19 protein-coding genes are annotated in these 24950 nt (G+C 58.0%); 9 read left to right on the forward strand and 10 right to left on the reverse strand.

Annotated features, from left to right (window positions below; genetic code table 11):
• Window position 1: 1 nt before the first annotated feature.
• On the forward strand, window positions 2–610 hold the full coding sequence (locus tag AC5S3R_RS04270; RefSeq protein WP_494265510.1) for a thymidine kinase: 609 nt from the start codon (window positions 2–4) through the stop codon (window positions 608–610).
• Window positions 611–633: 23 nt separating this feature from the next.
• Here AC5S3R_RS04270 and AC5S3R_RS04275 read toward each other — a convergent pair whose 3' ends face one another.
• Window positions 634–1503 (reverse strand): Nif3-like dinuclear metal center hexameric protein, encoded by an 870-nt coding sequence (locus AC5S3R_RS04275; protein WP_494265511.1) that lies wholly within the window; start codon window positions 1501–1503, stop codon window positions 634–636.
• Between the two features lie 84 nt (window positions 1504–1587).
• Between AC5S3R_RS04275 and mfd the strand changes: the two genes are divergently transcribed.
• From mfd to galU, 3 genes are all read left to right on the forward strand, one after another.
• Entirely contained in the window at window positions 1588–5166 is a 3579-nt protein-coding gene (gene mfd / locus AC5S3R_RS04280; protein ID WP_494265512.1) for a transcription-repair coupling factor, read from the forward strand.
• 55 nt (window positions 5167–5221) lie between these two features.
• Window positions 5222–6937, forward strand: a complete 1716-nt coding sequence (locus AC5S3R_RS04285) for a DUF885 domain-containing protein (protein ID WP_494265514.1) — start codon at window positions 5222–5224, stop codon at window positions 6935–6937.
• A 62-nt stretch (window positions 6938–6999) separates the two neighbouring features.
• Window positions 7000–7875, forward strand: a complete 876-nt coding sequence (gene galU / locus AC5S3R_RS04290; protein WP_494265516.1) for a UTP--glucose-1-phosphate uridylyltransferase GalU — start codon at window positions 7000–7002, stop codon at window positions 7873–7875.
• A gap of 66 nt (window positions 7876–7941) precedes the next feature.
• On the opposite strand, the gene AC5S3R_RS04295 is transcribed toward galU, so the two are convergent.
• From AC5S3R_RS04295 to AC5S3R_RS04305, 3 genes are all read right to left on the reverse strand, one after another.
• Window positions 7942–8499: a thioredoxin family protein gene (locus tag AC5S3R_RS04295; RefSeq protein ID WP_494265517.1), complete on the reverse strand. Its 558-nt coding sequence runs from the start codon at window positions 8497–8499 to the stop codon at window positions 7942–7944.
• Between the two features lie 18 nt (window positions 8500–8517).
• On the reverse strand, window positions 8518–9555 hold the full coding sequence (gene ruvB, locus AC5S3R_RS04300) for a Holliday junction branch migration DNA helicase RuvB (RefSeq protein WP_494265806.1): 1038 nt from the start codon (window positions 9553–9555) through the stop codon (window positions 8518–8520).
• Between the two features lie 72 nt (window positions 9556–9627).
• Window positions 9628–10539 carry a glycerophosphodiester phosphodiesterase family protein gene (locus AC5S3R_RS04305; protein WP_494265519.1) on the reverse strand — a complete coding sequence of 304 codons (912 nt, stop codon included), beginning with the start codon at window positions 10537–10539 and terminating at the stop codon, window positions 9628–9630.
• A 156-nt stretch (window positions 10540–10695) separates the two neighbouring features.
• Between AC5S3R_RS04305 and AC5S3R_RS04310 the strand changes: the two genes are divergently transcribed.
• On the forward strand, window positions 10696–11913 hold the full coding sequence (locus AC5S3R_RS04310; RefSeq protein ID WP_494265520.1) for a glycosyltransferase family 39 protein: 1218 nt from the start codon (window positions 10696–10698) through the stop codon (window positions 11911–11913).
• 136 nt (window positions 11914–12049) lie between these two features.
• Here the strand turns inward: AC5S3R_RS04310 and AC5S3R_RS04315 are convergent, their stop codons facing one another.
• Window positions 12050–13330 (reverse strand): MFS transporter, encoded by a 1281-nt coding sequence (locus AC5S3R_RS04315; RefSeq protein WP_494265522.1) that lies wholly within the window; start codon window positions 13328–13330, stop codon window positions 12050–12052.
• A 197-nt stretch (window positions 13331–13527) separates the two neighbouring features.
• Between AC5S3R_RS04315 and gyrA the strand changes: the two genes are divergently transcribed.
• The 3 genes from gyrA (at window position 13528) to AC5S3R_RS04330 (ending at window position 18356) form a co-directional block, all read left to right on the forward strand.
• Window positions 13528–16125: a DNA gyrase subunit A gene (gyrA, locus tag AC5S3R_RS04320; RefSeq protein WP_494265523.1), complete on the forward strand. Its 2598-nt coding sequence runs from the start codon at window positions 13528–13530 to the stop codon at window positions 16123–16125.
• 155 nt (window positions 16126–16280) lie between these two features.
• Window positions 16281–17420 carry a DUF5715 family protein gene (locus AC5S3R_RS04325; protein WP_494265524.1) on the forward strand — a complete coding sequence of 380 codons (1140 nt, stop codon included), beginning with the start codon at window positions 16281–16283 and terminating at the stop codon, window positions 17418–17420.
• Between the two features lie 159 nt (window positions 17421–17579).
• Window positions 17580–18356, forward strand: a complete 777-nt coding sequence (locus AC5S3R_RS04330; RefSeq protein ID WP_494265526.1) for a YIP1 family protein — start codon at window positions 17580–17582, stop codon at window positions 18354–18356.
• A 75-nt stretch (window positions 18357–18431) separates the two neighbouring features.
• On the opposite strand, the gene fabF is transcribed toward AC5S3R_RS04330, so the two are convergent.
• Together fabF and acpP are read right to left on the reverse strand one after the other, a co-directional pair.
• Window positions 18432–19679, reverse strand: a complete 1248-nt coding sequence (fabF, locus tag AC5S3R_RS04335) for a beta-ketoacyl-ACP synthase II (protein ID WP_494265528.1) — start codon at window positions 19677–19679, stop codon at window positions 18432–18434.
• Window positions 19680–19683: 4 nt separating this feature from the next.
• Window positions 19684–19932, reverse strand: a complete 249-nt coding sequence (gene acpP, locus AC5S3R_RS04340) for an acyl carrier protein (protein WP_494265530.1) — start codon at window positions 19930–19932, stop codon at window positions 19684–19686.
• Window positions 19933–20239: 307 nt separating this feature from the next.
• Here acpP and AC5S3R_RS04345 point away from each other — a divergent pair, with 307 nt between their 5' ends.
• Window positions 20240–21718 carry a DNA recombination protein RmuC gene (locus AC5S3R_RS04345; protein ID WP_494265533.1) on the forward strand — a complete coding sequence of 493 codons (1479 nt, stop codon included), beginning with the start codon at window positions 20240–20242 and terminating at the stop codon, window positions 21716–21718.
• Between the two features lie 3 nt (window positions 21719–21721).
• On the opposite strand, the gene AC5S3R_RS04350 is transcribed toward AC5S3R_RS04345, so the two are convergent.
• The 3 genes from AC5S3R_RS04350 to AC5S3R_RS04360 all read right to left on the reverse strand — a co-directional run bounded on the left by AC5S3R_RS04350 (window position 21722) and on the right by AC5S3R_RS04360 (window position 24871).
• Complete coding sequence (locus AC5S3R_RS04350) at window positions 21722–22900, reverse strand: class I SAM-dependent DNA methyltransferase (protein ID WP_494265535.1); 1179 nt, start codon at window positions 22898–22900, stop codon at window positions 21722–21724.
• Window positions 22901–22997: 97 nt separating this feature from the next.
• Window positions 22998–23624, reverse strand: coding sequence for a hypothetical protein (locus AC5S3R_RS04355; protein ID WP_494265536.1), 627 nt, complete (start codon window positions 23622–23624; stop codon window positions 22998–23000).
• 368 nt (window positions 23625–23992) lie between these two features.
• Window positions 23993–24871 carry an aldo/keto reductase family oxidoreductase gene (locus AC5S3R_RS04360; protein ID WP_494265537.1) on the reverse strand — a complete coding sequence of 293 codons (879 nt, stop codon included), beginning with the start codon at window positions 24869–24871 and terminating at the stop codon, window positions 23993–23995.
• Window positions 24872–24950: the final 79 nt, after the last annotated feature.

Here is a 24950-nt window from a genome sequence, read left to right on the forward strand (position 1 = left end):
TATGACAGGGAAGTTGGAACTGATTGTTGGCACGATGCGGTCGAATAAAACCGCGGAACTGCTGCGGCGTGTGGAGATTCGCAGGCAGTATGCGAAGCAGCATGTGATGGTGCTGAAGCCTAGCTCGGACACCAAGGCCGCCGCGGGCGTGGTGGAGAGCCGCAATATGAATGGCTGCTCGCGTATGGAAGCGGCGGAGTTTCCGGCATTGGATCCCTGGGCGGTGCTGGAAATCATCAAGGAAAACGAGAGCAGGATTGGCCAGCGCGTGGATTGCATTGCGATTGACGAGGGGCAGTTTGTTGCAGACCTGTTTTTGTTTACCAAGCGGCTGCTGGAAAAGGGCTACGACGTGATGGTGTCGGGGCTGGAGCTGGATTTTCGCGGGCTTCCGTTTGGCGAGATGCTGGCGTTGTCATGGCTGGTGCGCACCTCGGCGGGCAACATTACCGAGATGGTGGCGTATTGCCATTGCGGACAGAAGGCGCTGTATCCGCAGCGGCTGATTGATGGCAAGCCCGCGCATTATGACAGCCCGGTGATACTGGCCGGGGACGGCTACGAGCCGCGCTGCGAGGAGCACTTTGTGCTGCCGGGTCGGCCGCATTAGTTCCGATTGCGAATTGCCCGGCGCTATTTTGGCGGCTGGCTGGGGAGCCAGTAGGGCTCAGCGGAGTTGATGTAATGGACGGGAATCTCCGGGAAGAGATTGTGGAGCCAGCCTGCGGCGGTGTTCATGCCGTCGGTTTCTGACGTGCTGTGGCCAAGCAGGACGAGCGCCTTGGGACGGTGCTGCGCTACGGCGTCCTGCGTGTACATGACGGCTTCCCATTCGGCTGATTCGCCTGCGACCAGCGCCTGTATATCGTCGCGCTCAAGGATTTTGATGTGCGCTTCTTCACCAGAAGCCCCCGGCGCATAACCCACGCCGGTCACGTGCAGGTTAGGGTCGCCGATTACACGAACGATGCGTGCGTGTAGTTTCCTTTGCAGGTCCAGTGCAAGCTGGCGCAATGTGGTGGACGGCAGGGTGAAGAGGAACGGATTGTCCGTGCGCTCATACTGCTTCCATCCGGCGGCAGCCACAAAGCCTTCCAGAATGCCATCCGGCTTGCGAAGGTGCCACTGGTCGTGAAAACGCCAAACCACCAGATGGTGGTCCTGGATATAACGAAGCTTCTCCTGGTAAACGGGATCATTCACAAAGAGCGTGTCTGCGTCGCGATGGTTATAAAAGGTTGGTTCGTGGGAGACGATCAGGTTTGCATGCAGCGCGACGGCCTGGCGCAGCACGTCCATTGAGTCCGTGAAGCAGGTCACGATTCCGGTGACGGGCGTGGATGGGTCGCCAGCCTTGATGGTGTCCAGCGTACCGGAGGGAGGCTTTTGCGGAATGGCCTGCTGGATGCGCGCGATGGCATCGGCGGCGGTTAGGCTCTGTTGCTGAGCGCACAGGGGCGCAGCGGCGAGCAGAAGAGCCATGAAAGCGCTTGGAATTCGCATGCACCACAGCATATCTCATGTGCTGGCTGGCGCTCGGATGAGCAGGCATGAGCTGTAACACAGCGCTGATAAACTGGAAAAAGCATGATTCTCCCCTTCGTCCGTGAGATCTTTGCGGACCTGGAGCACTCGTCCGCGTTTGAGCGCGTGCAGAGGCACTTGAGCCTTGGCGCGGGGCGTCGGCGTGTGTCTGGACTGACCACGACGGCGCGGGCGCTGTACATTCCGCTGATGACGAAAGCTGCCGGGCGTCCAGCGATTGTGCTTGTCCCTGACAATAAGGCTGCCGAGGCTCTGGAGCCGCTGTTGAAGGCCGCCTGCGAGCTGACTGGCGCGATTGACCCGAAGCGCGTGGTGCGGCTGCCTGCGCATGATGTGCTGCCGTTTGAGAATCTTTCACCGCATCCCGATGTGCAGGAGCAGCGTGCGAGCGCGTTGTGGAAGCTGGCTACGGGCGCGGTTTCAATTTTGATTGCTCCGGTGGAGGCTGCGGCGCTTCGGCTCTTTCAGAGTGACTACTACGCGAGTCTTGCGCTGACGCTGCGGCGTGGCGAAGAGATTGATATTGAGCTGCTGACGGCGCACCTGGCCAGTGTAGGTTACACGCAGATGGATCTGGTTGAGATGCCGGGGCAGTTTACGCGTCGCGGCGGAATTCTGGATGTCTATGGGCCGGAGATGGACCGGCCTGTTCGCTTTGATTTCTTCGGCGATGAGATTGAGACGATTCGCAAGTTCGATCCTGAGACGCAGCGGTCGCAGACAGGGATGGATGAAGCGCTATTGCTGCCTTTGACGGAGACTCCGGTGACGGAGCGGTTGCTGGCCTCGATTCATGCGCGGCTGAGCAAGCAGCGTGTAGCGGTGGATGGTGATGAGGGCAGCGAGGAGTTTGCGATTGAGGCTGCGGCTGCTGGTGGTGTAAGCATCTTTCCGGGGTGGGAGCTATTTGCTCCGGTTGCGGGTGCGGAGATTAACCTGCTCAAGCTGGCGCAGCGCGCGGTGCTGTTTGTGGATGAGCCGGGCATGATGCGCAACCAGATTGACCGCTGGTGGGAAAAAGTTGAGCAGCGGCATGAGCGCTCTGGCATTGGCAATCTCATTCGTCCGGAAGATATCTTCATGCGCCCCGAGATTTTGCAGGGGCTGATTGAATCGCACTTCGGGTTGGACCTTGACCAGCTTGGCGCGGTGGACGTGATTGAGGAAGACACTACGCTCGGCGAGATCGAGATGAACTCGCGGCCCACGCTGCGTTTTCATGGCTCCATTCCTGCATTGACGGAGCAGTTGCGCAAGCTGATGGAAGTGCCGACGCGTGTGGTTATCGCTGCTGCGCACCAGGGCGATGTGGAGCGCATGGCAACGGTGCTGCGCGAGTACCAGATTCCTTATCGCCTGGGCAGCCGTTTGGTGCATGGCGGCGAGACGGTGCTGGAAGAAGCAAGTTATCTGAATGATGACTTGCATGTGCCGGTGATTGTGCGCTCGCCGATAGCATCGGGCGTGAGCTTGCCGAATGCGAATCTTGTGCTCTTTGGTGCGAATGATTTGTCTGACGAAGCCGATGTGACGGCGCGGCGTGTTGAGCCAAAAAAATCGAAGACGGCTGCGTTTGTTTCGGATTTCCGTGACCTTACCGTTGGCGATTATGTTGTGCATGTGGAGCACGGCATTGCGCAATACCAGGGGCTTAGGGAGATTGTGCAGGATGGTCTCGCAATCGAGTTTATGATCCTGGAGTTTGCCGAGGGCGCAAAGCTTTATGTGCCGTTGACGCGGCTCGACTTGATTCAGAAGTACCGCTCGACGGATGCGGGGCCCGCGCCGGAGTTGAATAAGCTTGGCTCGCAGCAGTGGGCCAAGACAAAGGCGCGTGTGCGCAAGGCCATGGAGGATATGGCCGATGAGCTGTTGAAGCTGTATGCGGAACGGCATAATGCGAAGGGTGTGGCGTTTTCTCCGGATAATGAGTTTCAGAAAGAGTTTGAAGACGCCTTCGATTACACCGAGACGGACGATCAGCTTACAGCGATCTCGGCGATCAAAACAGATATGGAGTCCACCACGCCGATGGACCGGCTGCTCTGCGGCGATGTTGGCTATGGCAAGACGGAAGTAGCCATGCGTGCAGCCTTCAAGGCGGTGCAGGATGGTAAGCAGGTGGCTGTTCTTACGCCGACTACGGTGTTGAGCTTCCAGCATTTTGAGACATTCAAGAAGCGCTTCTCGCAGTTCCCCATCAAGATTGAAATGATCTCGCGCTTTCGTACGGCGAAGGAGCAGAAGCAGATTGTCGAACAGGTGGCGATGGGCAAGGTGGACATTCTCATCGGTACGCATCGCTTGCTCTCGAAGGATTTGAAGTTTCAGGACCTCGGACTGCTGATTGTGGATGAGGAACAGCGCTTTGGTGTGCGGCACAAGGAGCGGTTGAAGCAGATGCGCAAGGAGATTGATGTGCTGGCGATGAGTGCCACGCCGATTCCGCGTACGCTGCATATGTCGCTTGTTGGCTTGCGCGACATGAGCGTGATTGAAACGCCGCCGAAAGACCGCATGGCGATTCAGACGGTGGTTGCGAAGTTTGATGAGAAGCTTGTTCGCTCGGCGGTTGAGCTGGAGATGGAGCGCGGCGGGCAGGTTTACTTTGTGCACAATCGCGTGGAGACGATTTACGAGATTGCGGCGCGCATTCAGGAGCTTGTTCCGGCGGCGCGTGTGGTTGTTGGTCATGGGCAGATGAGTGAAGGCGAGTTGGAGCGCGTGATGCTGGCCTTTATGCACCATGAGTACGATGTGCTGGTGGCAACGACAATTATTGAAAATGGTCTCGATATTCCGCTGGCGAATACGATCCTGATTAACCGCGCGGATTCACATGGATTGAGTGCGCTGTATCAGTTGCGTGGCCGCGTGGGGCGCTCGAATCGCCGTGCTTATGCGTATCTGCTTATTCCGAATGAAAAGGGGCTGAGCGATATTGCGCGGCGCAGGCTTGCGGCGTTGAAGGAGTTCAGCGACTTGGGCGCGGGCTTTAAGATTGCTGCGCTTGATTTGGAACTGCGTGGTGCGGGCAATATGCTTGGCGGCGAGCAGAGCGGGCACATCGAGTCGGTTGGTTTTGAGCTTTATACGTCGATGCTTGAGCAGGCAGTCAAGGAGATGAAGGGCGAGAGCACGGAAGAGAAGCCGACTACGCAGCTTAATCTTGGCATTGCGCTGCGCATTGATGAAAGCTATGTGGGTGAGGAGAATCAACGGCTGCGGCTCTACAAGAAGATTGCCGGTGCGCAGAGTGATTCTGAAATTACGGAGCTGCGCGCAGAGATGGAAGACCGTTACGGGCCGCTGCCGGATGCGGCGGTGTATCTGCTGGAAGCGGCTTCGCTGCGGCTTGAATGCGAGCGCATTGGCGTGGCGCAGATTGATCGCAAGCGTGCCGAGTTGCAGATTCGCTTTACGGAGAAGGCCGCGTCAGGAAATGCTGCCATCGATCCGCAGAGCCTGATGCGGCTGGTGGCGAAGAACGCCAAGAAGGGCGCGCAGTTTACGCCGCAGGGTGTGTTGAAGTTTCCGCTTGTGGCTGCAAGGCCAGACGAGATTTTGTTGGAGATTCGAGATTTGCTGGGCCGCTTGACGCAGCAGCCGGTTCACGCATAAAAGAAACGGGGAAAGCATGAAGAAATCTTTGCGAAGCGTTGCTGTTGGAGTGTGCATGACGAGTGCGATTGTGGCATCCGCCGCTGCGGAGACAGCGCAGCAGAAGTTTCAGAAGCTGTCGGATGAGTACTTTGACAAGGTGTATTTCCCGTATGGGCCGACGGGTGCGACGCTCTCCGGCTATCACCAGTACGATACGCAGCTTGAAGACTTTTCGCGGAAGACGATTGATGCGCAGGTAGCCGCGCTTAAGGAGTATGAGGCGCGTGTTGCGGCGTTTCCCGCGGCTGGATTGGACCAGGCTACGCGCGGCGACCGCGATCTGGTGCTTGGCTCGATTCGCTCGCAGTTGCTCTCGCTTGAAACGATTCGCGGATGGGAGAAGAATCCTGATTCGTATTCCGGCGCGATTTCCAACACTGTCTTTTCTTTGATGGAGCGCAAATTTGCTTCGCCGGATGAGCGGCTGCGCTCTGTGATTGCACGTGAAAAGCTGGCGCTGTCGCGTTTGGATGAAGCGCGAGCCAACCTTAAGAACCCGCCGCGCATTTATACAGAGATTGCGATTGAGCAGTTGCCGGGGATTGTCAGCTTCTTTCAGAATGACGTGCCTTCGGCCTTTGCTGATGCGAAAGATGAGGCGGTGAAAGCGGAGTTTGCAAAGACGAACGGCGCGGTGATTGCGGCGCTCAACGGCTACCTCGATTGGCTGAAGACCGATCTGCTGCCGCGCTCGCATGGCGACTTCCGCATTGGCGCGGAGGCGTTTACAAAGAAGCTTGCGTATGACGAGATGGTGGATATTCCGCTCGATAAGCTGGTCGAAATTGACCGCGCAAACATGAAGGAGAATCAGCAGCGCTTTAATGAGATTGCGAAGGAGCTGGAGCCGTCGAAGGACCCGCGCGAGGTGCTGGAGGAGCTTGGCTCAAATCATCCCGCGCCGGATAAGCTGCTGGATGCCTTTCGCGCAACGTTTGACAGCTTGATTGCGTTTATCCGCTCGCATCACATTGCGACGATTCCTTCTGACATTCGCCCGATTGTGGAAGAGACGCCGCCGTTTATGCGTGCTACCACTTTTGCAAGTATGGATACGCCGGGGCCGTTTGAGAAGAAGGCAACGGAGGCTTATTTTAACGTGACTCTGCCGGACCCGAAGATGACGCCGGAGCAGGTGGAGAGCTTTATGCACGCGTTCAATATTGGCACGGTGATTTCGACGGCTGTACATGAGGCGTATCCGGGGCATTATGTGCAGTTCCTGTGGGTGCCGAGCGCTCCGAGCCGCGTGCGCAAGCTGCTTGGCGCAAGCAGTAATGCAGAAGGCTGGGCGCACTATTGCGAGCAGATGATGCTGGATGAGGGATATGGCCAGCCGGGTGCAGGTGCGAAGGATGAGCGTGAGGCAAAGTTCCTACGTCTTGGACAACTGCAGGATGCGCTGTTGCGCAATGCGCGCTTTATTGTGGGCATTGAGATGCACACGGGCAAGATGAGCTTTGATGATGCCGTGGAGTTCTTCCAGAAGGAAGGCTATCAGTCGAAGGAGACGGCGATTGTAGAGACGAAGCGCGGTACGAGCGACCCGACGTATCTCTATTACACGCTGGGCAAGCTTGAGATTCTCAAACTGCGTGAAGACCTGAGGAAAAAACAGGGCGCAGCGTTTTCACTCGAACAGTTTCACAATGATTTTCTGAAGCAGGGTTTTCCGCCGGTAAAGATTGTGCGAGAAGCATTACTAGGAGATGAATCGCCGGTTTTGTAAAGCATAGGCGCATTACGCTTTCGCTGTTTTCTGCATCCAACTCTGAAACGAGGACTGAACGCATGAGCAAACGAGTTCGTACGGCAGTATTTCCTGCAGGTGGTCTCGGCACGCGGTTTTTGCCGGCGACGAAGGTAGTTCCGAAAGAAATGCTGGCGCTGGTGGATAAGCCGATTATTCAGTACGGCGTGGAAGAGGCGCTGGCCGCGGGGATTGAGCACATCATCTTCATCACGGGGCGCGGTAAGGGCGCGATGGAAGACCACTTCGACATCAGCTATGAGTTGGATGCGACGCTGGAGAAGAAGGGCAAGAAGGAGCTGCTTGAGCTTTCGCGCAAGATTTCTTCATTGGCTCGCATCAGCTACGTGCGGCAGAAGGAGCCGCTTGGGTTGGGTCATGCTGTTCTGTGTGCCAAGCATCTTGTGGGTGATGAGCCGTTTGCGGTGTTGTTGCCGGACGATGTGCTCGACGCCAATCCGCCGTGCATTAAGCAGTTGATGGATGTGTATGAAGAGCGCGGTGGTTCGGTACTGGCCACGATGACGATTGATGGGCCGGGCATCTCTGCGTATGGAGTGCTGGCTGGTTCGCAGGATGCGGCGAATCCGCGCATTTACAACTGCACGGGCATGGTGGAGAAGCCGAAGTTTGAAGAGGCTCCGTCGAAGCAGGCGATTATCGGGCGATATGTTCTAACGCCGAAGGTCTTTGAGTTGCTGGAGAAGACCACGCCGGGTGCTGGCGGCGAAATTCAGTTGACGGACGGTATTCTTGCGCTGCTTGAGTCGGAGAAGGTGTTTGGATACACCTTTGAAGGCAAGCGCTTTGATGCGGGGGATAAGTTCGGCATGCTGCAGGCTACGGTGGAGTTTGCGCTGAAGCGGCCAGAGTTTGGTGAGAAGTTCAAGGCCTATTTGAAGGCGCTCTCGCTTTAGCAAGCCAGCCGGTCAGCGAGTCAGCTTATTGAATAAGCATTTTGCTGACTCGCTGACCGGCTGCTTTTACGCTTTCCACTTGATATTGCAGCCGAGGGATGGTTTCTGGCCTTCAGGTACGGGGTTGCCTGCGAGCACTGCATCCACGGCGGCGCGAAGGTCGGCGCCGGTGACGGCGATGCCGCTGTTGGGACGGCTTTCATCGAACTGGCCGCGATAGACAAGCTTGTGGTCCTTGTCGAAGAGAAAGATGTCGGGCGTGCAGACGGCGTCATAGGCTTTTGCTACGGACTGTGTTTCGTCGTAGAGATAGGGGAAGTTGAAGCCTACGGTTTCGGCTTGCTGCTTGAGGCCTGCCGGGTTATCGGCGGGGTAGTTGTCTGCGTCATTGCTGCTGATGCCTACGATGGAGAGCGGCTTGCCTGAATAATCTTTGCCGAGTTGTGCGAGCGCTTTTTCGATGTGCTTTACATACGGGCAGTGTGCGCAGATGAAGAGCACGAGCAGGGCCTCACTGCCTTTGAAGTCGTCGCGATGAACTGTCTTGCCGGTAACAACATCTGTCAGCGCGAAGTCAGGCGCTGGCGTGCCGAGTGCGAGCATGGTGGATTCGGTGCGTGCCATGCGGATTCTCCTTTGGGGTTAGAAGAGGTTCGATTGTTTGCCGGGCATGGGGATGCCGAAGTGTTCGTATGCGAGGCGCGTGGCTACGCGACCGCGTGGTGTGCGGTCAAGGAAGCCTATTTGAATCAGGAAGGGCTCATAGACTTCTTCGAGCGCGTCTTCTTCTTCGGCTAGCGTTGCGGCTAGCGTGCCAAGGCCGACAGGGCCGCCATCATATTTCTCAATGATGGTCTTGAGCAGCTTGCGGTCGATTTCGTCGAAGCCATGCGCATCGACTTCGAGCATAGTGAGCGCGGCGTGCGCCGTGGGGCGGTCGATGACGCCGGTGCCGCGCACTTGTGCGTAGTCGCGCACGCGGCGCAGCAGGCGGTTGGCGATACGCGGTGTGCCCCGCGAACGCAGCGCAATTTCCGATGCGCCGTCGGGGTCGATGGGCACGCCGAGAACTTCCGCGGAGCGCTCGACGATGACGCGCAGATCTTCTTCCGTGTAGAACTCAAGCCGCAACAGGATGCCGAAGCGCGAACGCAGCGGAGACGAGAGCAGGCCGGGGCGCGTGGTTGCGCCGACAAAGGTGAAGGGGCGAATCTCCATGACGTGCGTGCGCGCCGCCGGGCCCTGGCCGATGATGATGTCGAGCTTGTAGTCCTCCAGCGCGGTGTAGAGTTTTTCTTCCAGCACTGGCTGCAGGCGGTGGATTTCGTCGAGGAAGAGGACTTGTTTTTCGCGCAGGTTGGTGAGGATGGCCGTGAGGTCGCCCTGGATTTGCAGCGCCGGACCGGAGGTCTGTTGGAAGCCTACGTCCAGTTCATTCGCAATGATGGTGGCGAGCGTGGTTTTGCCCAGGCCAGGAGGTCCGAAGAGCAGCACGTGGTCGAGTGCTTCGCCGCGTGATTTGGCGGCTTCAAGCGCGATGGCTAACTGCTCTTTGGCTTTGGATTGGCCGATAAACTCGCCGAGCAACCTGGGACGCAGCTTTAGTTCAAAGCTCTGCTCTTCATCGGCGCGTGATGCGCTGACGAGACGTTCGGGAGAGTTATCGCGGGCAATGGCCATGGCTGAGGGAAGAATATAAGTTCGTGCTCGCTCAGGCAATCCGAGCCGGGAATCCTTCCCTCAGCGCAGGGTTTAGTGCAGCGGCGGATTCTGCGTCTTCAGCCAGTCGAGCAGTGCGGCAGGGTCGTCGGTGATGATGGCATCCACGTGGGCATCGACCAGCTTCTGCCAGTCGGCGGGTGTATCGGCGGTCCACGGGACGACCTGTATGCCCGCCTGATGCGCGGCGGCTACGAGCTCCGGCGTTACGCCGTGGTACTCCGGGCTGATGATTTCCGCGCCGGTGAGCTGATGCACGCGCACGAAAAGCTGGCTGGGGTCCGCGGGAGCTTCCGGGAGGCCGCCTGTTGGACCTGCAATCAGCGCGGAAAGGCGAATGGACGGCTCCTGCTTGTGCATTTCGGTGAGTGTGCGGAAGTCGAAGCTCTGCAGGATAATGCGCGACTCATCGGCGTGATGTTTGTGGATGGCTTCCAGAATCAGGTGGACAAATTCTGCGGGAGAGGGCGCCAGCTCCGGGTGCTGCGGCGTGATTTTTGTTTCCACGTTCAACTGGATTTTCGGATTGGCGGCGAGCAGGTCCAGTATCTGGTCGAAGGTGGCTACGTGTGTGCCTGGAACCGGCACCTGCTTGGGAAATGCCGCAAGCGCTACGGAGCCGCAATCGAATTGCTCGACCTGCGCAAAGGTCATGGCGTGGATGGGCGTGCCGGGCGCAATCTCTGCCGGGCCTTTGCAAACGCGCTCCTGTGCGCTGGGTGAGGCCTGCACGAGAAAGGGGCTGTGCGATACCACGAGCACGTTGTCTTTGGTCACGCCAAGGTCCAGTTCCAGCACATCGACACCGTGGTCGATGGCGAACTGGAAGGCGGGGAGGGTGTTTTCCGGCCGCGTGGCGCGTGAGCCGCGATGCCCATGTACGAGAATGACTGCGGACTTATTTGTGGGGGCTGCGGGTTGGGCTGTCCCGGCTGAGGAAGCCATCAGCATGGCAGCTCCGAGAAGGAGTGAGGCAGCAATTCTGGACTGGAATGGAGACATGCGGTTCAGCATACGAATGCAATGTTATAGGCGTGTGAGAAAGAACGTGGGACATTGGCCAAATTCAGTCCGTTAAACTTGAATCTGACTTAATAAATCATGCCTCGTCCGTTTGCCCGTCTTCGCCGATTCCGTTTTAATCTGCCGCAGCGTATTGCCGCGGTAATGCTTGTACTTTTTCTGGCGCAGAGTTTCTGGCTGATGAGCCGGCAGACGCTCAGCGAGCGCGATTACGACTATGCGCGCTGCGGGCGTGAGATGTGGGAGAGGCCTTCGCCGTTGGCGGGGTACTTTACCAGTTGCGGCAACATTCATGACGGCGTGCTGGCGTATCGCGTGGCGGGTTTGCCGCTTACGTTGAACCTGCTTGTTGAGCGCGGAATTGACATCTTCCGCAAGCCTGAGGAACGCGTGGTGCAGACCTCGACTTCCACGCCTCTCAGCACATGGGAGCTGCGGCACCAGATGCCTTACGTACTGATGCTGTTGCGGCTGCCGTTTCTGCTGGCTGGCGTGGTGTTGGGCGGGGCGCTGTGGTGGGTTGCGCGGCGGCTTTATGGCAACTGGGGCGGATACACGGCGCTGGCGCTCTATTGTTTTTCGCCGCAGATTATCAAGGCCAGCATTACGCCGGGACCGGAGATTTTTGCCGCGCTTGCCGTGTATGGCGGCGTGTATACGTGTATTGGCGTGGCGCATGCCATGCAGGGGCCGCGCCGCAAGTGGCGTCCGCGTATTGTGCTGTTGACGGTGCTGTTTGGTGTGGCGGCGGCTTCGCACATTGCCGCGCTGCCGGTTGTGGCGCTGCTGGGTTTGGTGCTGATGCTGTGGATTGCCGAGGGGCGGCGCAGCCAGATTTTGCCCGTGGTGCTGATGGCCAGCGTGGGCGCGCTGATTCTCATCTTTGCCTGTTATGGATTTTCGCCGGATGCCTTCAGCTATCTTTTCCGTTCGGCGGCGGGATTTTTGTGGGTTTCCATTGAGCCCATCAAGCGGTTCTTCTCGACGTTCAGCAATGCGGGCATCACGATTGCTTCGGCGGCTGCTGCGCTGATGTACCTTGCGCTGCGGCGGTCGCGGTATTTCGGCAACACGACTCCGCTGCTGTGCGCGTTGGTTTGCTTCCTGCTGGTGATGACGGGTGTGCATGGAACGCCATGGCTGTGGGCGGTGCCGTTTCTGCTTACGTTCATTGGCGGAGTCTTTGCGGATGCGTATGAGAGCCCGCGAGAGAAGCTGGCGCTGGCCGCGGGCAGCGCAATTGTGCTGCTGCAGGTGGTGTTTTGCTTGCTGAGTCTGCCGGGACTATTGCAGTAAAGACCTCGGGGGCCGGGCAGCATCTGGCGAATCGTTTTCGCGTCAGTTGAGGTAGAAAACCCTCCCTCAGTGGCTAAAGCCCAGTGTTTTGTCTACTTTTTCGGCACGACTGAAGTCGTCTCCTTTCAGACCTGCTTTAAAGCACGTCGTCTTTGGTTTCGCGAATCATGAACAGGCCAACGAGCGTGAGCACTGCGGACGCGGTGAGGTAGTAGCCCACATACTGCAGGCCGTAGTTCGTTGCGAGCCAGCGCGCGGCGTATGGTGCGAGTGATGCGCCGAGAATGCCGGCGGTGCTAAAGGCGATGGAGCTGCCCGTGTAGCGAACCGGCGTGGGGAATAGCTCCGAGACAACCGTGCCGAGCGGGCCGTAGGTAAGGCCCATGAGCGACAGGCCGAGGAGAAGCATCGTCAAGGCATTCGCCTCAAACATGGGAGCCAGCACAAAGCCGAAGGCGGCAATTGCGGCGGATATCCAAATCATGGAGCTGCGGCGGCCACGCTCGGCAATCCATGCGGCCACGGGAATCATGAGCGCAAAGGCGGCTGTGCCCAGAAGCTGGTAACCAAGGAAGCTGGCGCGTTTGTAATGCAGCGCCGTGGTGCCCCAGTCCAGCGTGAAGACAATCATGAGGTAGAACAGCACAAAGGTGGCCAGGCAGATGAGGATGCCCGCGATAACCTGGCGCGAGTGATGGCGGAAGACCGAGAGCAGCGGTACGCTGACCTGCTGGCTCTTCTTGCGAGCCTCTTCAAAGACCGGCGTTTCCGTGATGGTGAGGCGGACGTAGAGGCCGAGCAGCACGAGTACCGCAGAGGCGAGGAAGGGAAGCCGCCAGCCCCAGCTTAAGAACTGCTCATTGCTGAGCCACTGCGAGAGGAAAAGGAAAATTCCGCCGGAAAGCGCAAAGCCCACCGGAGCGCCAAGCTGCGGAAACATGCCGTATAGCGCGCGCCGGGATGGCGGTGCATTTTCAACGGCGAGCAGAACTGCTCCGCCCCACTCACCGCCAAGGCCAATGCCTTGCCCGAAGCGGCAGAGGGCGAGCAGCAATGGCGAGGCAAGGCCAATCGTTGAATATCCCGGCAGCACGCCAATCAAAAACGTGGAGAGGCCCATGGTGCCGAGCGCCAGCACCAGCGTGCGCTTGCGGCCAATGCGGTCGCCAAAGTGTCCAAAGAGCGCCGAGCCGATGGGCCGCGCGAAGAAGGCCACGGCGAAAGTGGCAAGCGAGGCAAGCGAGGCCGTGGCGGGGTCTTCCTTAGGGAAGAACAAGTGCGGAAAGACCAGCACGGCGGCGGTTGCATAGATGTAAAAGTCGAAGAACTCGACCGCGGTGCCGACCAGGCTGGCAAACAAAACCTGGGCGGGTGAGTTGACGCGTTTTTCGCTTAAATTTCCGGTTGGGGTGGGCACGTTTGGATTTTACCGGATTCCGCGGCGGGCAGGCTGCGGGAGGTAGCTCTTTGGTTACTTCAACTTAAAGAAAAATAAAGGCTTATTTCGCAGTTCCATCCTTGCGGAAAGGCGCTCTAAAACCGTAAAATAAAGGCGTAAGCCTGCACCGTTTCGGCTGCAATTAAGCCTGTGGCTGTGTTGGCAGAAAAGACCTTATGGCAGACGATCAGAACCCCCAGCTCCCCCTTGGTGGCGGTGACCCGCCCCCCGGCAACCCCAGCCACGTTCCCATCAATATCGAAGAGGAGATGCGCCGCTCGTATCTCGATTATTCGATGTCGGTTATCATCGGGCGCGCGCTGCCTGACGCTCGCGATGGATTGAAGCCCGTGCATCGCCGCGTGTTGTACGCGATGAGCGAGATGGGCCTGGAGCACAACAAGAAGTACACCAAGTGCGCCAAGGTTGTCGGCCAAGCCATGGGTGTCTACCACCCCCACGGCGACTCCGCGATTTACGACACACTGGTCCGCATGGCGCAGCCGTTCTCGTTGCGTTATCCGCTGGTGGATGGACAGGGCAACTTCGGCTCGGTTGATGGCGATCCGCCGGCGGCTATGCGTTACACCGAGTGCCGCATGGAGCGCATCACAGGCGAATTGCTCGCGGATATCGAGATGGAGACGGTGGACCTCGTTCCCAACTATGACGAGTCCACGACGGAGCCCTCGGTTTTGCCGACGCGTATCCCCAACCTCATCGTCAACGGCTCCAGCGGTATCGCCGTCGGCATGGCGACGAACATTCCGCCACACAATCTCACCGAGATTGTGAATGCCACGATTGACCTGGTGAAGGACCCTCATGCAGGTCTTGCCGAAGTATTGCAGCATGTGCAGGGACCGGACTTCCCGACCGGCGGCTTTGTTTACGGCAAGGGCGGCATTGCGCAGGCATACAAGACAGGCCGTGGCCGCTTCATGATGCGTGCCAGGGTGGCGACGGAAAATCTGACCAAGGAAAAGCAGGCGATCATCGTCAGCGAGATTCCTTACCAGGTCAACAAGTCGAAGCTCATTGAACGCATTGCTGAGCTGGCCAACGAAAAAATCATCGACGAAATCAGCGACGTGCGCGACGAGAGCGATCGCGACGGCATGCGTATCGTCATCGAGTTGAAGCGCGGCTCGCAGCCGGAGATTGTGCTCAATCAGCTCTACAAGCACACGCAGATGCAGGAAAGCTTCTCGATGATCTTCCTGGCTGTGTTGCACGGCCAGCCGCGTGAGCTTGGTTTGGATCAAGCCATCCGCGCCTTCATCGAGCACCGCGTAGATGTGGTGCAGCGCCGCACGGTTTACCTGCTGCGCAAGGCCCGCGAGCGCGAGCACATTTTGGAAGGCTACAAGATTGCGCTCGACAATCTTGATACGGTCATCCGGATTATCCGCGCATCGGGTTCGCGTGCGGAAGCTCGTGAGAATTTGTACGCATGGGGCAAGGGTAAGGACATCGTCATCAACCTTGACCGCACGCGTTTGCCACATGAAGAGCAGGGCATCACGCTGCGTCAGGTGGACGCAATCCTCGAACTGCAGCTCTATCGCCTCACGCAGCTTTCGGTGGATGAAATCCTGAATGAGTTGAACGAAATCCGCAAGAAGATTGCGGAGTACGAATCGATTCTTGCCAGCGATGCGAAGTTGCGCGCGGTTATCATCAAGGAGCTTGAGGAAGTTCGCGACAAGTACGGCGACAAGCGCCGCACGCAGATTGTCGATGAGTCCGCCGAGCTTCAGTTGGAAGACCTCATTGCAGACGAGCAGGTTGCGGTGACGGTCAGCCACCAGGGCTACCTGAAGCGCACGCCGATCAGCACCTATCGCCAGCAGCGCCGCGGCGGCACGGGCCGCATCGGTATGAAGACGAAGGATGAGGATTTCGTCGCGAAGCTCATCATCAACTCGACGCACGCCTATCTCCTCTGCTTTACCAACTCCGGCCGCGTCTACTGGCTTAAGGTCTATGAGGTTCCCGACGTTGGCGCTGCCGGCAAGGGCAAGCACATCTCCTCGCTCATCAGCCTTCAGGCCGGCGAGACCGTCCGTGCCATCCTGTCTGTTCGCGATCTTGAAGAAGAAGGCAAGTTTGTCTTCTTCGCCACGCGCCAGGGCACGGTCAAGAAGACCCCGCTCAAGGACTTCTCCCATGTCATGTCCAAAGGCATCATCGCCATCGGCATCGACAAGGAAGACGACCTCGTCACCGCGCGCCTCACCAACGGCTCTGAGATTGTCTTCCTCGCCACACGCGAGGGCATGGCCATCCGCTTCGAAGAGTCCGACGTTCGCTCCATGGGCCGCCCGGCCTACGGCGTGCGCGGCATCGACCTCGGCAAGAACGACTACGTCGTCGGCGTCGCCGTCACTCCAAAGGAGCACAAGGAAGGGGAATACCTCATCCTGGTTGTTTCCGAGAACGGCTTCGGTAAGCGTACCGATGTTGCCGAGTATCGTCTCCAGACGCGCGGCGGCAAGGGCATCAAGAACATGGCCGTTACTGACCGTATTGGTAAGGTCTCAACCATCCAGCTTGTCGATGAAACAAGCGAGCTCATGGTCATCAGCCAGTGGGGCAAGATCATCCGCATGGATACGAAGACCATTCGCGCCGCCGGACGCGCCACTCAAGGCGTCAAGCTCCTCGACCTCGACGCAGATGGTGCTGACAAGGACAAGGTAGCTGCCGCTGTCGTCATCCCGCCGGAGGAAGCCAATGGCAAGGAAGACGAACAGGGAACGCTGCTGCAGTAAAACTGCCTTCAACAACAAAGCGGGCGCCTCGTTTGAGGAGCCCGCTTTTTATATGCGAACGCATGTTATCGGACTTACCCGCACCCGAGTTGTTACTCGTTTCGTAGCCAACCCTGGCTTAAACTGAAAAAGCTCTGATTCTCCGCACACTTCTTATGTTTCGGAATGTGTGCCTGGTTCTCACATTAGCCTTCACTGCGGCCTCCGCGTCTGCCACTCGGGCAACGCAGGCGCATCGTCATACCCCGGCATTGGCGCCCACACATAAGGCGCATGCTGCGGCAGCCTCATCGCGTCAAGCTAAGACACATCCGGCTAAGGCAGCACCTGTTCGCACGAAAGCAAAAGCCGCTGCCTCCCGCAAAACCGCTTCCACCAAAACCAGTCGTGTTTCCGAACGCGTATCAAGCCGCGCAGCTAGCCGTGCTTCGCTTCGTTCGGACAAGCGCTCCGCACGCGGGCCGAAGTCACGCGCAGAGCTTCGCGCCGCCAACCGCCGCGATTCCCGCCGTGGGCAATCCCGTGCTCAGGCGCGCCGCATGTACGAGGAGGCCGTGCGCCGCTGCCGCCATTGCCAGCCCGAGCCGCGCATCGAAACAGCTTCGCTGCACACCACGCGTTCGCTGCCCGTTCCGGAAGTGAAGCCCGAGCCCAAGCTTGAGGTCAAGCCCACGCCAGCGCCGGCAGCCGCTCCCGCACCGAAATTTGAGTTCACCGGAGCCATGCCCGCGCCGCTCAAGGGTTCGCTTGAGTCGCTGCAGCGCCAGAACACGCGTACCGAGCAGGAAGGCCTCGAACGCATCCTCGACGAAGACGACCTGAACAATCGCATTGCGACCAAGGTTCTGGTACCCGTGCCGGTCTCTTCTGCGCTTGGCGTCAACACGGACCTTGCCGAGTCGCATCGCTACGTGCGCCCCTGGACGGCGAATTTCCTGAGCGATCTGTCGAAGGACTACTCCACCAGTTTCCACGAGCCCATCCAGGTAACGTCCGCCGTGCGCACCGTGGAGTACCAGAAGCGCCTGATGCACGTAAACGGCAACGCCACCGCCGCCGAGGGCGACGTAGTCAGCCCACACCTCACCGGCGCCACCATCGACATCGGCAAAAACGGCATGAGCCGCTCCGAGATTGCGTGGATGCGCACCCGCCTGTTGCAACTGCAGCAGGAAGGCAAGCTGGACGTGGAAGAAGAGTTCCGCCAGCCCTGCTTCCACATCACGGTCTACAAGGAATACGCGCAGGCATCTCTTGCACAAGCAGCCAAGCCCGCCGCAAAAACAGCGAAGTAAAACTCGCAACTTTTACCACGGCGCGATTTCCTCCTGTAACAGGGAGGACTTCGCGCCGTTTTTTATTTACGCAAGCAGGGATTTCAGAGAGCGGGCTTTCGGGTTACAATCGGCTGCAAAAGTACAGTTAGGCAATCTCCAGTTCTGTGAGGCAGACCGATGAGTGATTTTGCAGTGCAGCCCGTAGCGGAATCCACGCCAGAGCCCACGCCAGGACTCTCGCAATGGCAGCGCGTGGTGTATACCTTCACGGCGCCGTCCAAAACGTTTGAAGACATCAAGGCTGGTCACAAGAGCTGGTGGCTACCGTTCCTGATTGTTCTGCTTACTGGCGGAATCCTTTACGGCACAATTACCAAGCAAGTGACGTGGCGGACTGTATACGAAAACCAGCAGCGTTCTATGCCTGCATTCGCAAAGAACATGATGGAAAATATGCCTGCCGACCGGCGTGCGATTGCGGACCGGCAGGGGCCCATCAATCAAGCTGTCACATGGGCGATTTCTCCCATTGGTCTGCTGATTATCAATATGATCTCTGCGCTGGTCTTGTGGCCCACAATCAACTTTGGTTTCGGAGGCAGGGCTAAGTTTGGTTCTCTCCTGGCGGTAACGATGTATGCCACGCTGGTGCTATGGCCGATCAAATTACTGATCGGCAGCATAGCCCTCTTTGCCGGGATGGCTCCCGAATCGTTTGATCCAAAAGAGGTGGCTGGAACCAACATTGGATATTACATGGAGCAGCACTCCGGAGCACTCTACACGCTGGCCCGCTCGCTTGATCCGCTGGATATATGGTGCCTGGTTCTTACGGCTATCGGGGTTGCCATTGTTGCCGGTGTTAAGCGGAGCTCCGGCTATATCGCAGTGTTCGGCTGGTGGATTTTGATGGTGCTCATTGGCGTTGGTGTTGGAGCGGCTTTTGGCGGCTGATTCAAAAGCTCATAAGACAAAGGGCGCGCATCGCAGGATGCGCGCCCTTTGTCTTTCTGACTCCTGAAATGTGACTTACTCCGTCCACCGCTTCATAATCAGCGTGGCGTTGATGCCGCCAAAGCCAAAGGAATTCGACAGCGCGATATCAAAGCTATGCGAAACCGGCGTGTTCGGCACGTAGTCCAGAATGCACTCAGGATCAACGTTGTCCAGGTTGATCGTCGGCGGCAGAATCTGGTTCTGCAGCGCCAGCACGGTGATGCCTGCTTCCAGGCCGCCCGCGCCACCCAGCAGATGGCCCGTCATGGACTTGGTGCCGCTCACCTTGAGCTTCTTAGAAAGCGCATGCTCGCCAAAGACCAGCTCAATCGCCTTGGATTCGTTGCCATCGCCTGCCGGAGTCGAAGTAGCATGCGCATTCACGTAGCCCACTTCGTCAGGGCGAATGCCTGCATCCTTCAACGCCGCACGCATCGAACGCTGCGCGCCCGCGCCTTCCGGAGCAATTCCCGTCATGTGATAGGCGTCCGCGCTCATGCCGTAGCCAATCACTTCGGCCAGAATCTTTGCGCCACGCTTCTGCGCAAACTCCAGCTCTTCCAGAATCACCATGCCCGCGCCTTCGCCAATCACAAAGCCATCGCGGTCTTTGTCGAAAGGACGGCTGGCACGCGTCGGTTCATCGTTGCGCGTAGACAGTGCGCGCATTGCTGCAAATCCGCCCACGGACATGGGCGTAACCGCAGCTTCCGAGCCGCCGGCAATCATTACATCGGCGTCGCCGTGCATAATCATGCGCACAGAGTCGCCAATCGAATTGGCCGAAGTTGCGCAAGCCGTCGCAGTCGCCGAAATCGGCCCCTGCGCGCCATAGCGAATGGAAATCTGTCCCGCGGCCATGTTGATAATCGCCGCCGGAATAAAGAAGGGAGACATTTTGCGCGGCCCGCCGTTCAGCAGGTTGGTGTGTTCGCGCTCAATCACCTCAAAGCCGCCAATGCCTGAGCCGATAAACACGCCCACGCGCTCGGCAATCTCTGGCGTAATCTTCAGGCCAGACTGCTCCAGCGCCTCAGCCGTTGCGGCAAAAGCGAGGTGGGTGAATCGCCCCATCTTGCGCGATTCCTTCTTATCCACAAAATTGAGAGGATCGAAGTTCCGGACCTCGGCGGCAAAAGTGACGGGGAAGCCTGTGGCGTCGAATCCCTGGATGGGACCAACGCCACTCTTACCTGCCAACAGTCCCTGCCATACTTCCGGCGCGGTATTTCCCACACCGCAAACCAGCCCGAGGCCGGTAATGACGACTCGACGATTCACCTGGTTACTTGCCCTTTGCGGTCTTTTCGTGCTTCTCGATGTAGTCAATCGCGTCCTTGACCGTCTTGATCTTTTCCGCGTCCTCGTCCGGAATCTCGAGGTCGAAGGCTTCTTCGAACTGCATCACGAGTTCCACCACGTCGAGCGAATCCGCACCAAGGTCTTCCTGAAAGCTGGCGCCGGGAGTAACTTCCGCCTCGTCCACCTGCAGTTGTTCCACAATGATTTGTTTAACTTTGTCTTCGACGGCCATGCGTGCTTCTCCTCTTGAATCTGTTGGAAATCCCAGTTGCGAATTCAGGCTTTGTCCGGGGACGCTTAAATCCTGTTCTCCGCCTGCCTACAATACTTTCTCGTGGCGGGGGAACACAACCGCAGCGGAGATAATTTCGCGCACGGTCCCGAAACTCTAAGTCTAACGGGCCGATTGGCGGGGTGTAAAGGCACAGAGGCAGGGAAAAAGGGACCGAAGGACCAAGGGACCAAGGAAAGCAAATTTTGGCAGAGAAATGCACAGGCGGCTGGAGTGAAATAGGCGTAAATTAAGCGAAGAGGCAATCATGCAGGCTTGGATCGCAGTCATCGCGGCGCTCGTCGGAATCGCAGCCGGTTTCATTCTCCGGAATCTCTCCGCCAAAACGGAAAAATCTCTCCTCGAATCGCAAAAGAACCGGGCCGAGCAGGACGCCGCCTCTCTGCGCGCCGAGGTTGCGCAATCCCAGTCCCGCATCCAGTCGCATATTCAGGCGCTCGCCGGATTCAAAGCCCAGGCCGAAGAGCGCCAGTTCGCCATCGACCGCCTCACGGCAGAGCATGGCTTGTTGAAGTCGGAAGTGCAGACCCACACGGCTAACGCCACGCAGTCCGCCGCGCGCATCAGCCAGCTTGAAACGGCTCTCAACAAAGAGCGCGAAAACATGGCGGAAAAAATCGCGCTGCTTGAAACCGCCAAGACCACGCTTGCAAATCAATTTGAAGCGCTGGCCGGAAAAATCCTCGACGAGAAATCAAAGACCTTTGCCGATGCAAGCCAGAAAGACCTCGGCAACCTGCTCACGCCGCTCAAGTCGCAGATTGAAGACTTTCGCAAAAAAGTGGAAGAGTCACAGAAAGACTCCAACACGGGTGTAACGGAGTTGAAGACGCTCATCGGTTCGCTCAATACACTCAATCAGCAGCTTGCGGAAGAAGCAAAAAATCTTTCCACTGCATTACGCGGCTCTGCAAAAGCGCAAGGCGATTGGGGCGAATTCATCCTGCGCGACTTGCTTGAAAAGGCCGGTCTGCGCGAAGGCGAGCAATATCGCTTCCAGCAGAGCTTCACCAACGTAGGCAGCGAAAACGGCGAGCGCGGCAAGGTTGTTCGCACCGATGTGATTGTGAGCATGCCCGGTGGCCGCAGCCTCGTCATCGACTCCAAGGTCTCGCTCACCGCATACACCGATTGCGTCAACGCCACGGAAGAAGCACCGCGCAATGCCGCGCTTAAATCGCACATCGCCAGCGTACGCGGCCACATCGCCACGCTTGCGAATGCGGGCTATCATCGCCTGCCCGGCATCGAGTCGCCGGATTTCGTCGTCATGTTCATCCCCATTGAGCCGGCGTTCCTGCTTGCATTGCAGAACGACGAAAGTCTCTGGTCCGACGCATACAAGCAAGGCATCCTGCTCGTCGGCCCGACAACGCTGCTCTACGTCATCCGCATCGTCAACGTGCTCTGGCAGCAAGAACTGCAAGCGCGCAGCGTGCAAGACGTGATGGAACGCGGTACAGCGCTCTACGAAAAGTTCGTCGGCTTTGTTACAGACATGGAAGCCATCGGCAAAAATATTCGCAGCGCCGATACGAGCTATTCCAACGCCATCAAGAAACTCTCCGAAGGCCCCGGCAATCTTGTCCGCCAGGTGGAGATGCTCAAGAAGCTCGGCATCCGCACAACCAAGTCCCTGCCGAAGAATTTGCTGGATGCTTCGGAAGCAGACGAACCAACACTTGCACTCGCAGCCAGCGCAGACGAAACAACAACGCAGGAATAATCGTTACGCAGCCGGTTTGTGCAGCACCGTGTAAAACCCAATCACCGGCGCGCCGCTTTCATAACGCAGAAAGCCTTCGTCAATCGACCGCACATCAAGCCCGGCCTTTGCCGCCACATCGCGTAGATGATTTTCGTGATGTTTGTAGCGCCCGTTGTCCATCAGCTTGTGCGGATCATCCTCGCCGCGCTCCACGGTAAACGCAAACCATCCGCCCGGTTTCAGCCGCTTCGCAACGCCATGTGCCACACGGTTTAAATCACCAAAGTAGACAAGGCAATCACAAGCCGTCACCACATCAAAGCTGCTTGAAGCATTTTCGTTCTCAAGCCAGCCGGTAATCTCGGCCTCTTCCAGCAGGTCGTAGATGCCGCGTTCGCGAGCCAACGCCAGCATGCCCGGTGATAGGTCAATCCCCGCAAGAAACGCAGCCCGCGACTTCAGCCCCATACCAACCAGTCCAGTCCCGCAACCGATGTCGAGAATGTCGAGCCCCTGCGCCTCACCCACTTCACGCCAAAGCTTTTCAAGCAATTGCTCCGGTGCCGCATATTGCAGGTTCTCGCGCATCTTCGTGTCATAGTGTGCGGAGAAGGAATCAAACTCCAGCACCATGCTCACGTCGCTCGCGCGTTCGGGAGACTCTTCGCCCCGCATCGCCGTCAGCCGGTGTTGCAGATACGCATCGTCCGGCTTCAGTTCGAAATAGCGCTCGTATGCCTCGACGGCCTTTTCGCGCTGCCCGGTAAGCTGCCGCAGCAAGCCCAACTGATACCAGTGGCCAGCCTCGCCCGGCGCGCGCTCCGCGGCCTTTTCCTGCACCTCAATCGCCAGCTCAAACCGCTCCCAGCCGGCCAGCTTGTCCGCCAGTTCATGCAGCTCCTGCGCAGAGAGCCACCGTGCCGGCTCAGGCTCGCAATCAATTAGCAACCCGCTCTCATATCCATCCGCAAACCACTCGGCGATGGAGGCACGTTGCTCTTCCGGCACCATCGGCTCCAGCAGCGCGGCAATCTCTTCTTCCGTGCGAGAACCATCCGCCAGCTCCGCGGCCAGCGCACCCAAAGGCGGCAGCTCATGCAGTCGTTCGGCGCTGGCGTTGTAGCCAACGTAGCCATTGGCAACAGGCGTCAGCCCAACAGCAGGATTGATTTTAGGTCGTCGCTTCGGGAGTCTATCCATCAATGCAAGATTACCGGGGCAAAGCCTTCTGCAGAAGCAGCCATGTCATAGAACCACCCACACTGCCGCATAGGAGACAAGCAGCATAAGCAGTGTTTTATTTATGTTGCGTACTTTGCGTAGGCTTGACGGAAGTCTTCGGCGTTGTTGCGTGTGTAACAATCCTGTCGGAACTCTTCAGATTGCCAGCGCCCTTGAGCGACGTGCTCTCTCCCTTGATCGTCGATTCGCCTTTGATTGCTCCGCTCTCCCCCTTGATGGTGGATGCGCCTTTCAACGAGGTAGTCTCGCCTTTAATCGTGGAAGCACCTTTCAGCGAAGTGGTCTCATCCTTAATGGAAGATGGGTTCTTGAAATCGCCATAGCCAGTCGATTTGTAATCCCCATAGCTGGACTTCAGCCCCGTAGATTCGCCTTTAATGCTGCTCGAACTGGATTTCAACCCGCTCGTCTCGCCTTTGATACTGCCGGAAGAGGACTTCAGCGCCGTTGTCTCACCCTTGATGCGCGTGCTCGTCGCAGTCGTGCCCTTCTGTGCAGTGGCAGGCTTCGCCTTGCTCTTATCCTCCTGCGCACCCACGGCAGCAAACACGCTGGCGGCGGAAGACACCAGCGGCAAGGAAGCCGCAGCCGCTGAAACCATCATGCCCAGCACCTTGCGCCGGTCCGGGGAAACCTGTTGCAGCGCCTTGTCCAGCGCTGCTGAAAACTCTTTCTCACTCATGGCAGACCTCTGGAGATTGCAACCGTTCCAGAAAAAAGGTTCGGGAATCATCCCTCGCGGGAAAGATGAGAGTCAACAAAATTCTCGCGTCCGGCTGCAAAGCCAGCGCTTCAGAATAGTGCGGCTCAGTCCACGTCCGTTTCCGCGCTGCGCCCAGCGCCTCAGGGAACTCTTGCTTGAGTTGTGACCTCGATGGGTAGGAACGTTCAGGAAGGGGCCCGTACTTGGGTGCATCATTCCGGGCTTATTCAACGAGTGTCAAGATTTTTTCTCCGGCACATGCGGCCATTTGCCTCAAAACAAACGCCAGCTGCGGGTTTCCCCACAGCCGGCGGCCAGTTTCACAAGCTAAGTTTTATGAGCTAAGTTCAGCCAATCGAGTTCAGCATCGTTAGTGTATCCGCTGGAATCTCCAACTCCGCAGCCTTCAGATTTTCGCGCAAATGCCCCACCGAAGAAGTCCCCGGAATCAGCAGCACATTCGGAGACCTCTGCAGCAGCCACGCCAGCGCCACCTGCATCGGTGTTGCGCCCAGCGAAGCCGCAACCTCATCCAGCTTGCCCGATTGCAGCGGAGAAAATCCGCCCAGCGGGAAGTACGGCACATACGCAATTCCCTGCGCCGCCAGCGAATCCACAAACGCATCATCGCCGCGCTGCGCCACGTTGTAAAAGTTCTGGATGCACACAATCGGCGTAATCTTCTGCGCCGTTGCAAGCTGTTCAGCGGAAACCGTGCTCAGCCCAATGTGCTTGATAAGCCCCTTCTGCTTTAGCTCCGCCAGTGCCGTCAGCGGTTCTTCAAACGGCTCATCCACCGGCCCTGTCAATCCACCAAGCCGCAGATTCACAACGTCCAGAGCATCCAGTCCAAGATTGCGCAGGTTGTCATGCACGGCGCTGGTCACATCCTGCCCCGACCGCGCAAAAATCCACTCGCCATTCGTGCCGCGCTTCGCACCTACCTTCGTAACAATCACAAGGTTGTCGGGATAAGGATGCAGCGCCTCCTTGATGAGCTGGTTCGTAACATGCGGTCCGTAAAAATCGCTCGTATCAATGTGATTCACGCCGCTCGCAATCGCCTCGCGCAGCACGGCCAGCGCGCCCGGCACATCCTTCGGCAATCCCCACACATGCTTGTCGCCATCCGAGCCCGCAAGCTGCATCGCGCCATAGCCCATGCGATTCACCGTCAGCTCCGTGCCCGGAAACGTAAATGCTCCACCCAGTTTCGTAGTCGCCATCTCTCTCCTCATCGCAAAGATTTTTCACGCCATCTCCGCGTACAATTCCTTAGATGAAGGAATCTTCAGTTTTGGAGTT

It is taken from the genome of Occallatibacter sp. FHG110214_02 (assembly GCF_059115385.1).

What these genes read in the sequence shown, in the direction of transcription:
- AC5S3R_RS04285 (WP_494265514.1), top strand. Translation starts at nt 5,222, where the DNA reads ATGACGAGTGCGATTGTGGCATCCGCCGCTGCGGAGACAGCGCAGCAG.
- acpP (WP_494265530.1), bottom strand. Translation starts at nt 19,932, where the DNA reads ATGGCCGTCGAAGACAAAGTTAAACAAATCATTGTGGAACAACTGCAG.
- AC5S3R_RS04350 (WP_494265535.1), bottom strand. Translation starts at nt 22,900, where the DNA reads ATGGATAGACTCCCGAAGCGACGACCTAAAATCAATCCTGCTGTTGGG.
- mfd (WP_494265512.1), top strand. Translation starts at nt 1,588, where the DNA reads ATGATTCTCCCCTTCGTCCGTGAGATCTTTGCGGACCTGGAGCACTCG.
- ruvB (WP_494265806.1), bottom strand. Translation starts at nt 9,555, where the DNA reads ATGGCCATTGCCCGCGATAACTCTCCCGAACGTCTCGTCAGCGCATCA.
- AC5S3R_RS04295 (WP_494265517.1), bottom strand. Translation starts at nt 8,499, where the DNA reads ATGGCACGCACCGAATCCACCATGCTCGCACTCGGCACGCCAGCGCCT.
- AC5S3R_RS04270 (WP_494265510.1), top strand. Translation starts at nt 2, where the DNA reads ATGACAGGGAAGTTGGAACTGATTGTTGGCACGATGCGGTCGAATAAA.
- AC5S3R_RS04305 (WP_494265519.1), bottom strand. Translation starts at nt 10,539, where the DNA reads ATGGCTTCCTCAGCCGGGACAGCCCAACCCGCAGCCCCCACAAATAAG.
- AC5S3R_RS04345 (WP_494265533.1), top strand. Translation starts at nt 20,240, where the DNA reads ATGCAGGCTTGGATCGCAGTCATCGCGGCGCTCGTCGGAATCGCAGCC.
- galU (WP_494265516.1), top strand. Translation starts at nt 7,000, where the DNA reads ATGAGCAAACGAGTTCGTACGGCAGTATTTCCTGCAGGTGGTCTCGGC.
- AC5S3R_RS04275 (WP_494265511.1), bottom strand. Translation starts at nt 1,503, where the DNA reads ATGCGAATTCCAAGCGCTTTCATGGCTCTTCTGCTCGCCGCTGCGCCC.
- gyrA (WP_494265523.1), top strand. Translation starts at nt 13,528, where the DNA reads ATGGCAGACGATCAGAACCCCCAGCTCCCCCTTGGTGGCGGTGACCCG.
- AC5S3R_RS04360 (WP_494265537.1), bottom strand. Translation starts at nt 24,871, where the DNA reads ATGGCGACTACGAAACTGGGTGGAGCATTTACGTTTCCGGGCACGGAG.
- AC5S3R_RS04325 (WP_494265524.1), top strand. Translation starts at nt 16,281, where the DNA reads ATGTTTCGGAATGTGTGCCTGGTTCTCACATTAGCCTTCACTGCGGCC.
- AC5S3R_RS04330 (WP_494265526.1), top strand. Translation starts at nt 17,580, where the DNA reads ATGAGTGATTTTGCAGTGCAGCCCGTAGCGGAATCCACGCCAGAGCCC.
- AC5S3R_RS04355 (WP_494265536.1), bottom strand. Translation starts at nt 23,624, where the DNA reads ATGAGTGAGAAAGAGTTTTCAGCAGCGCTGGACAAGGCGCTGCAACAG.
- AC5S3R_RS04310 (WP_494265520.1), top strand. Translation starts at nt 10,696, where the DNA reads ATGCCTCGTCCGTTTGCCCGTCTTCGCCGATTCCGTTTTAATCTGCCG.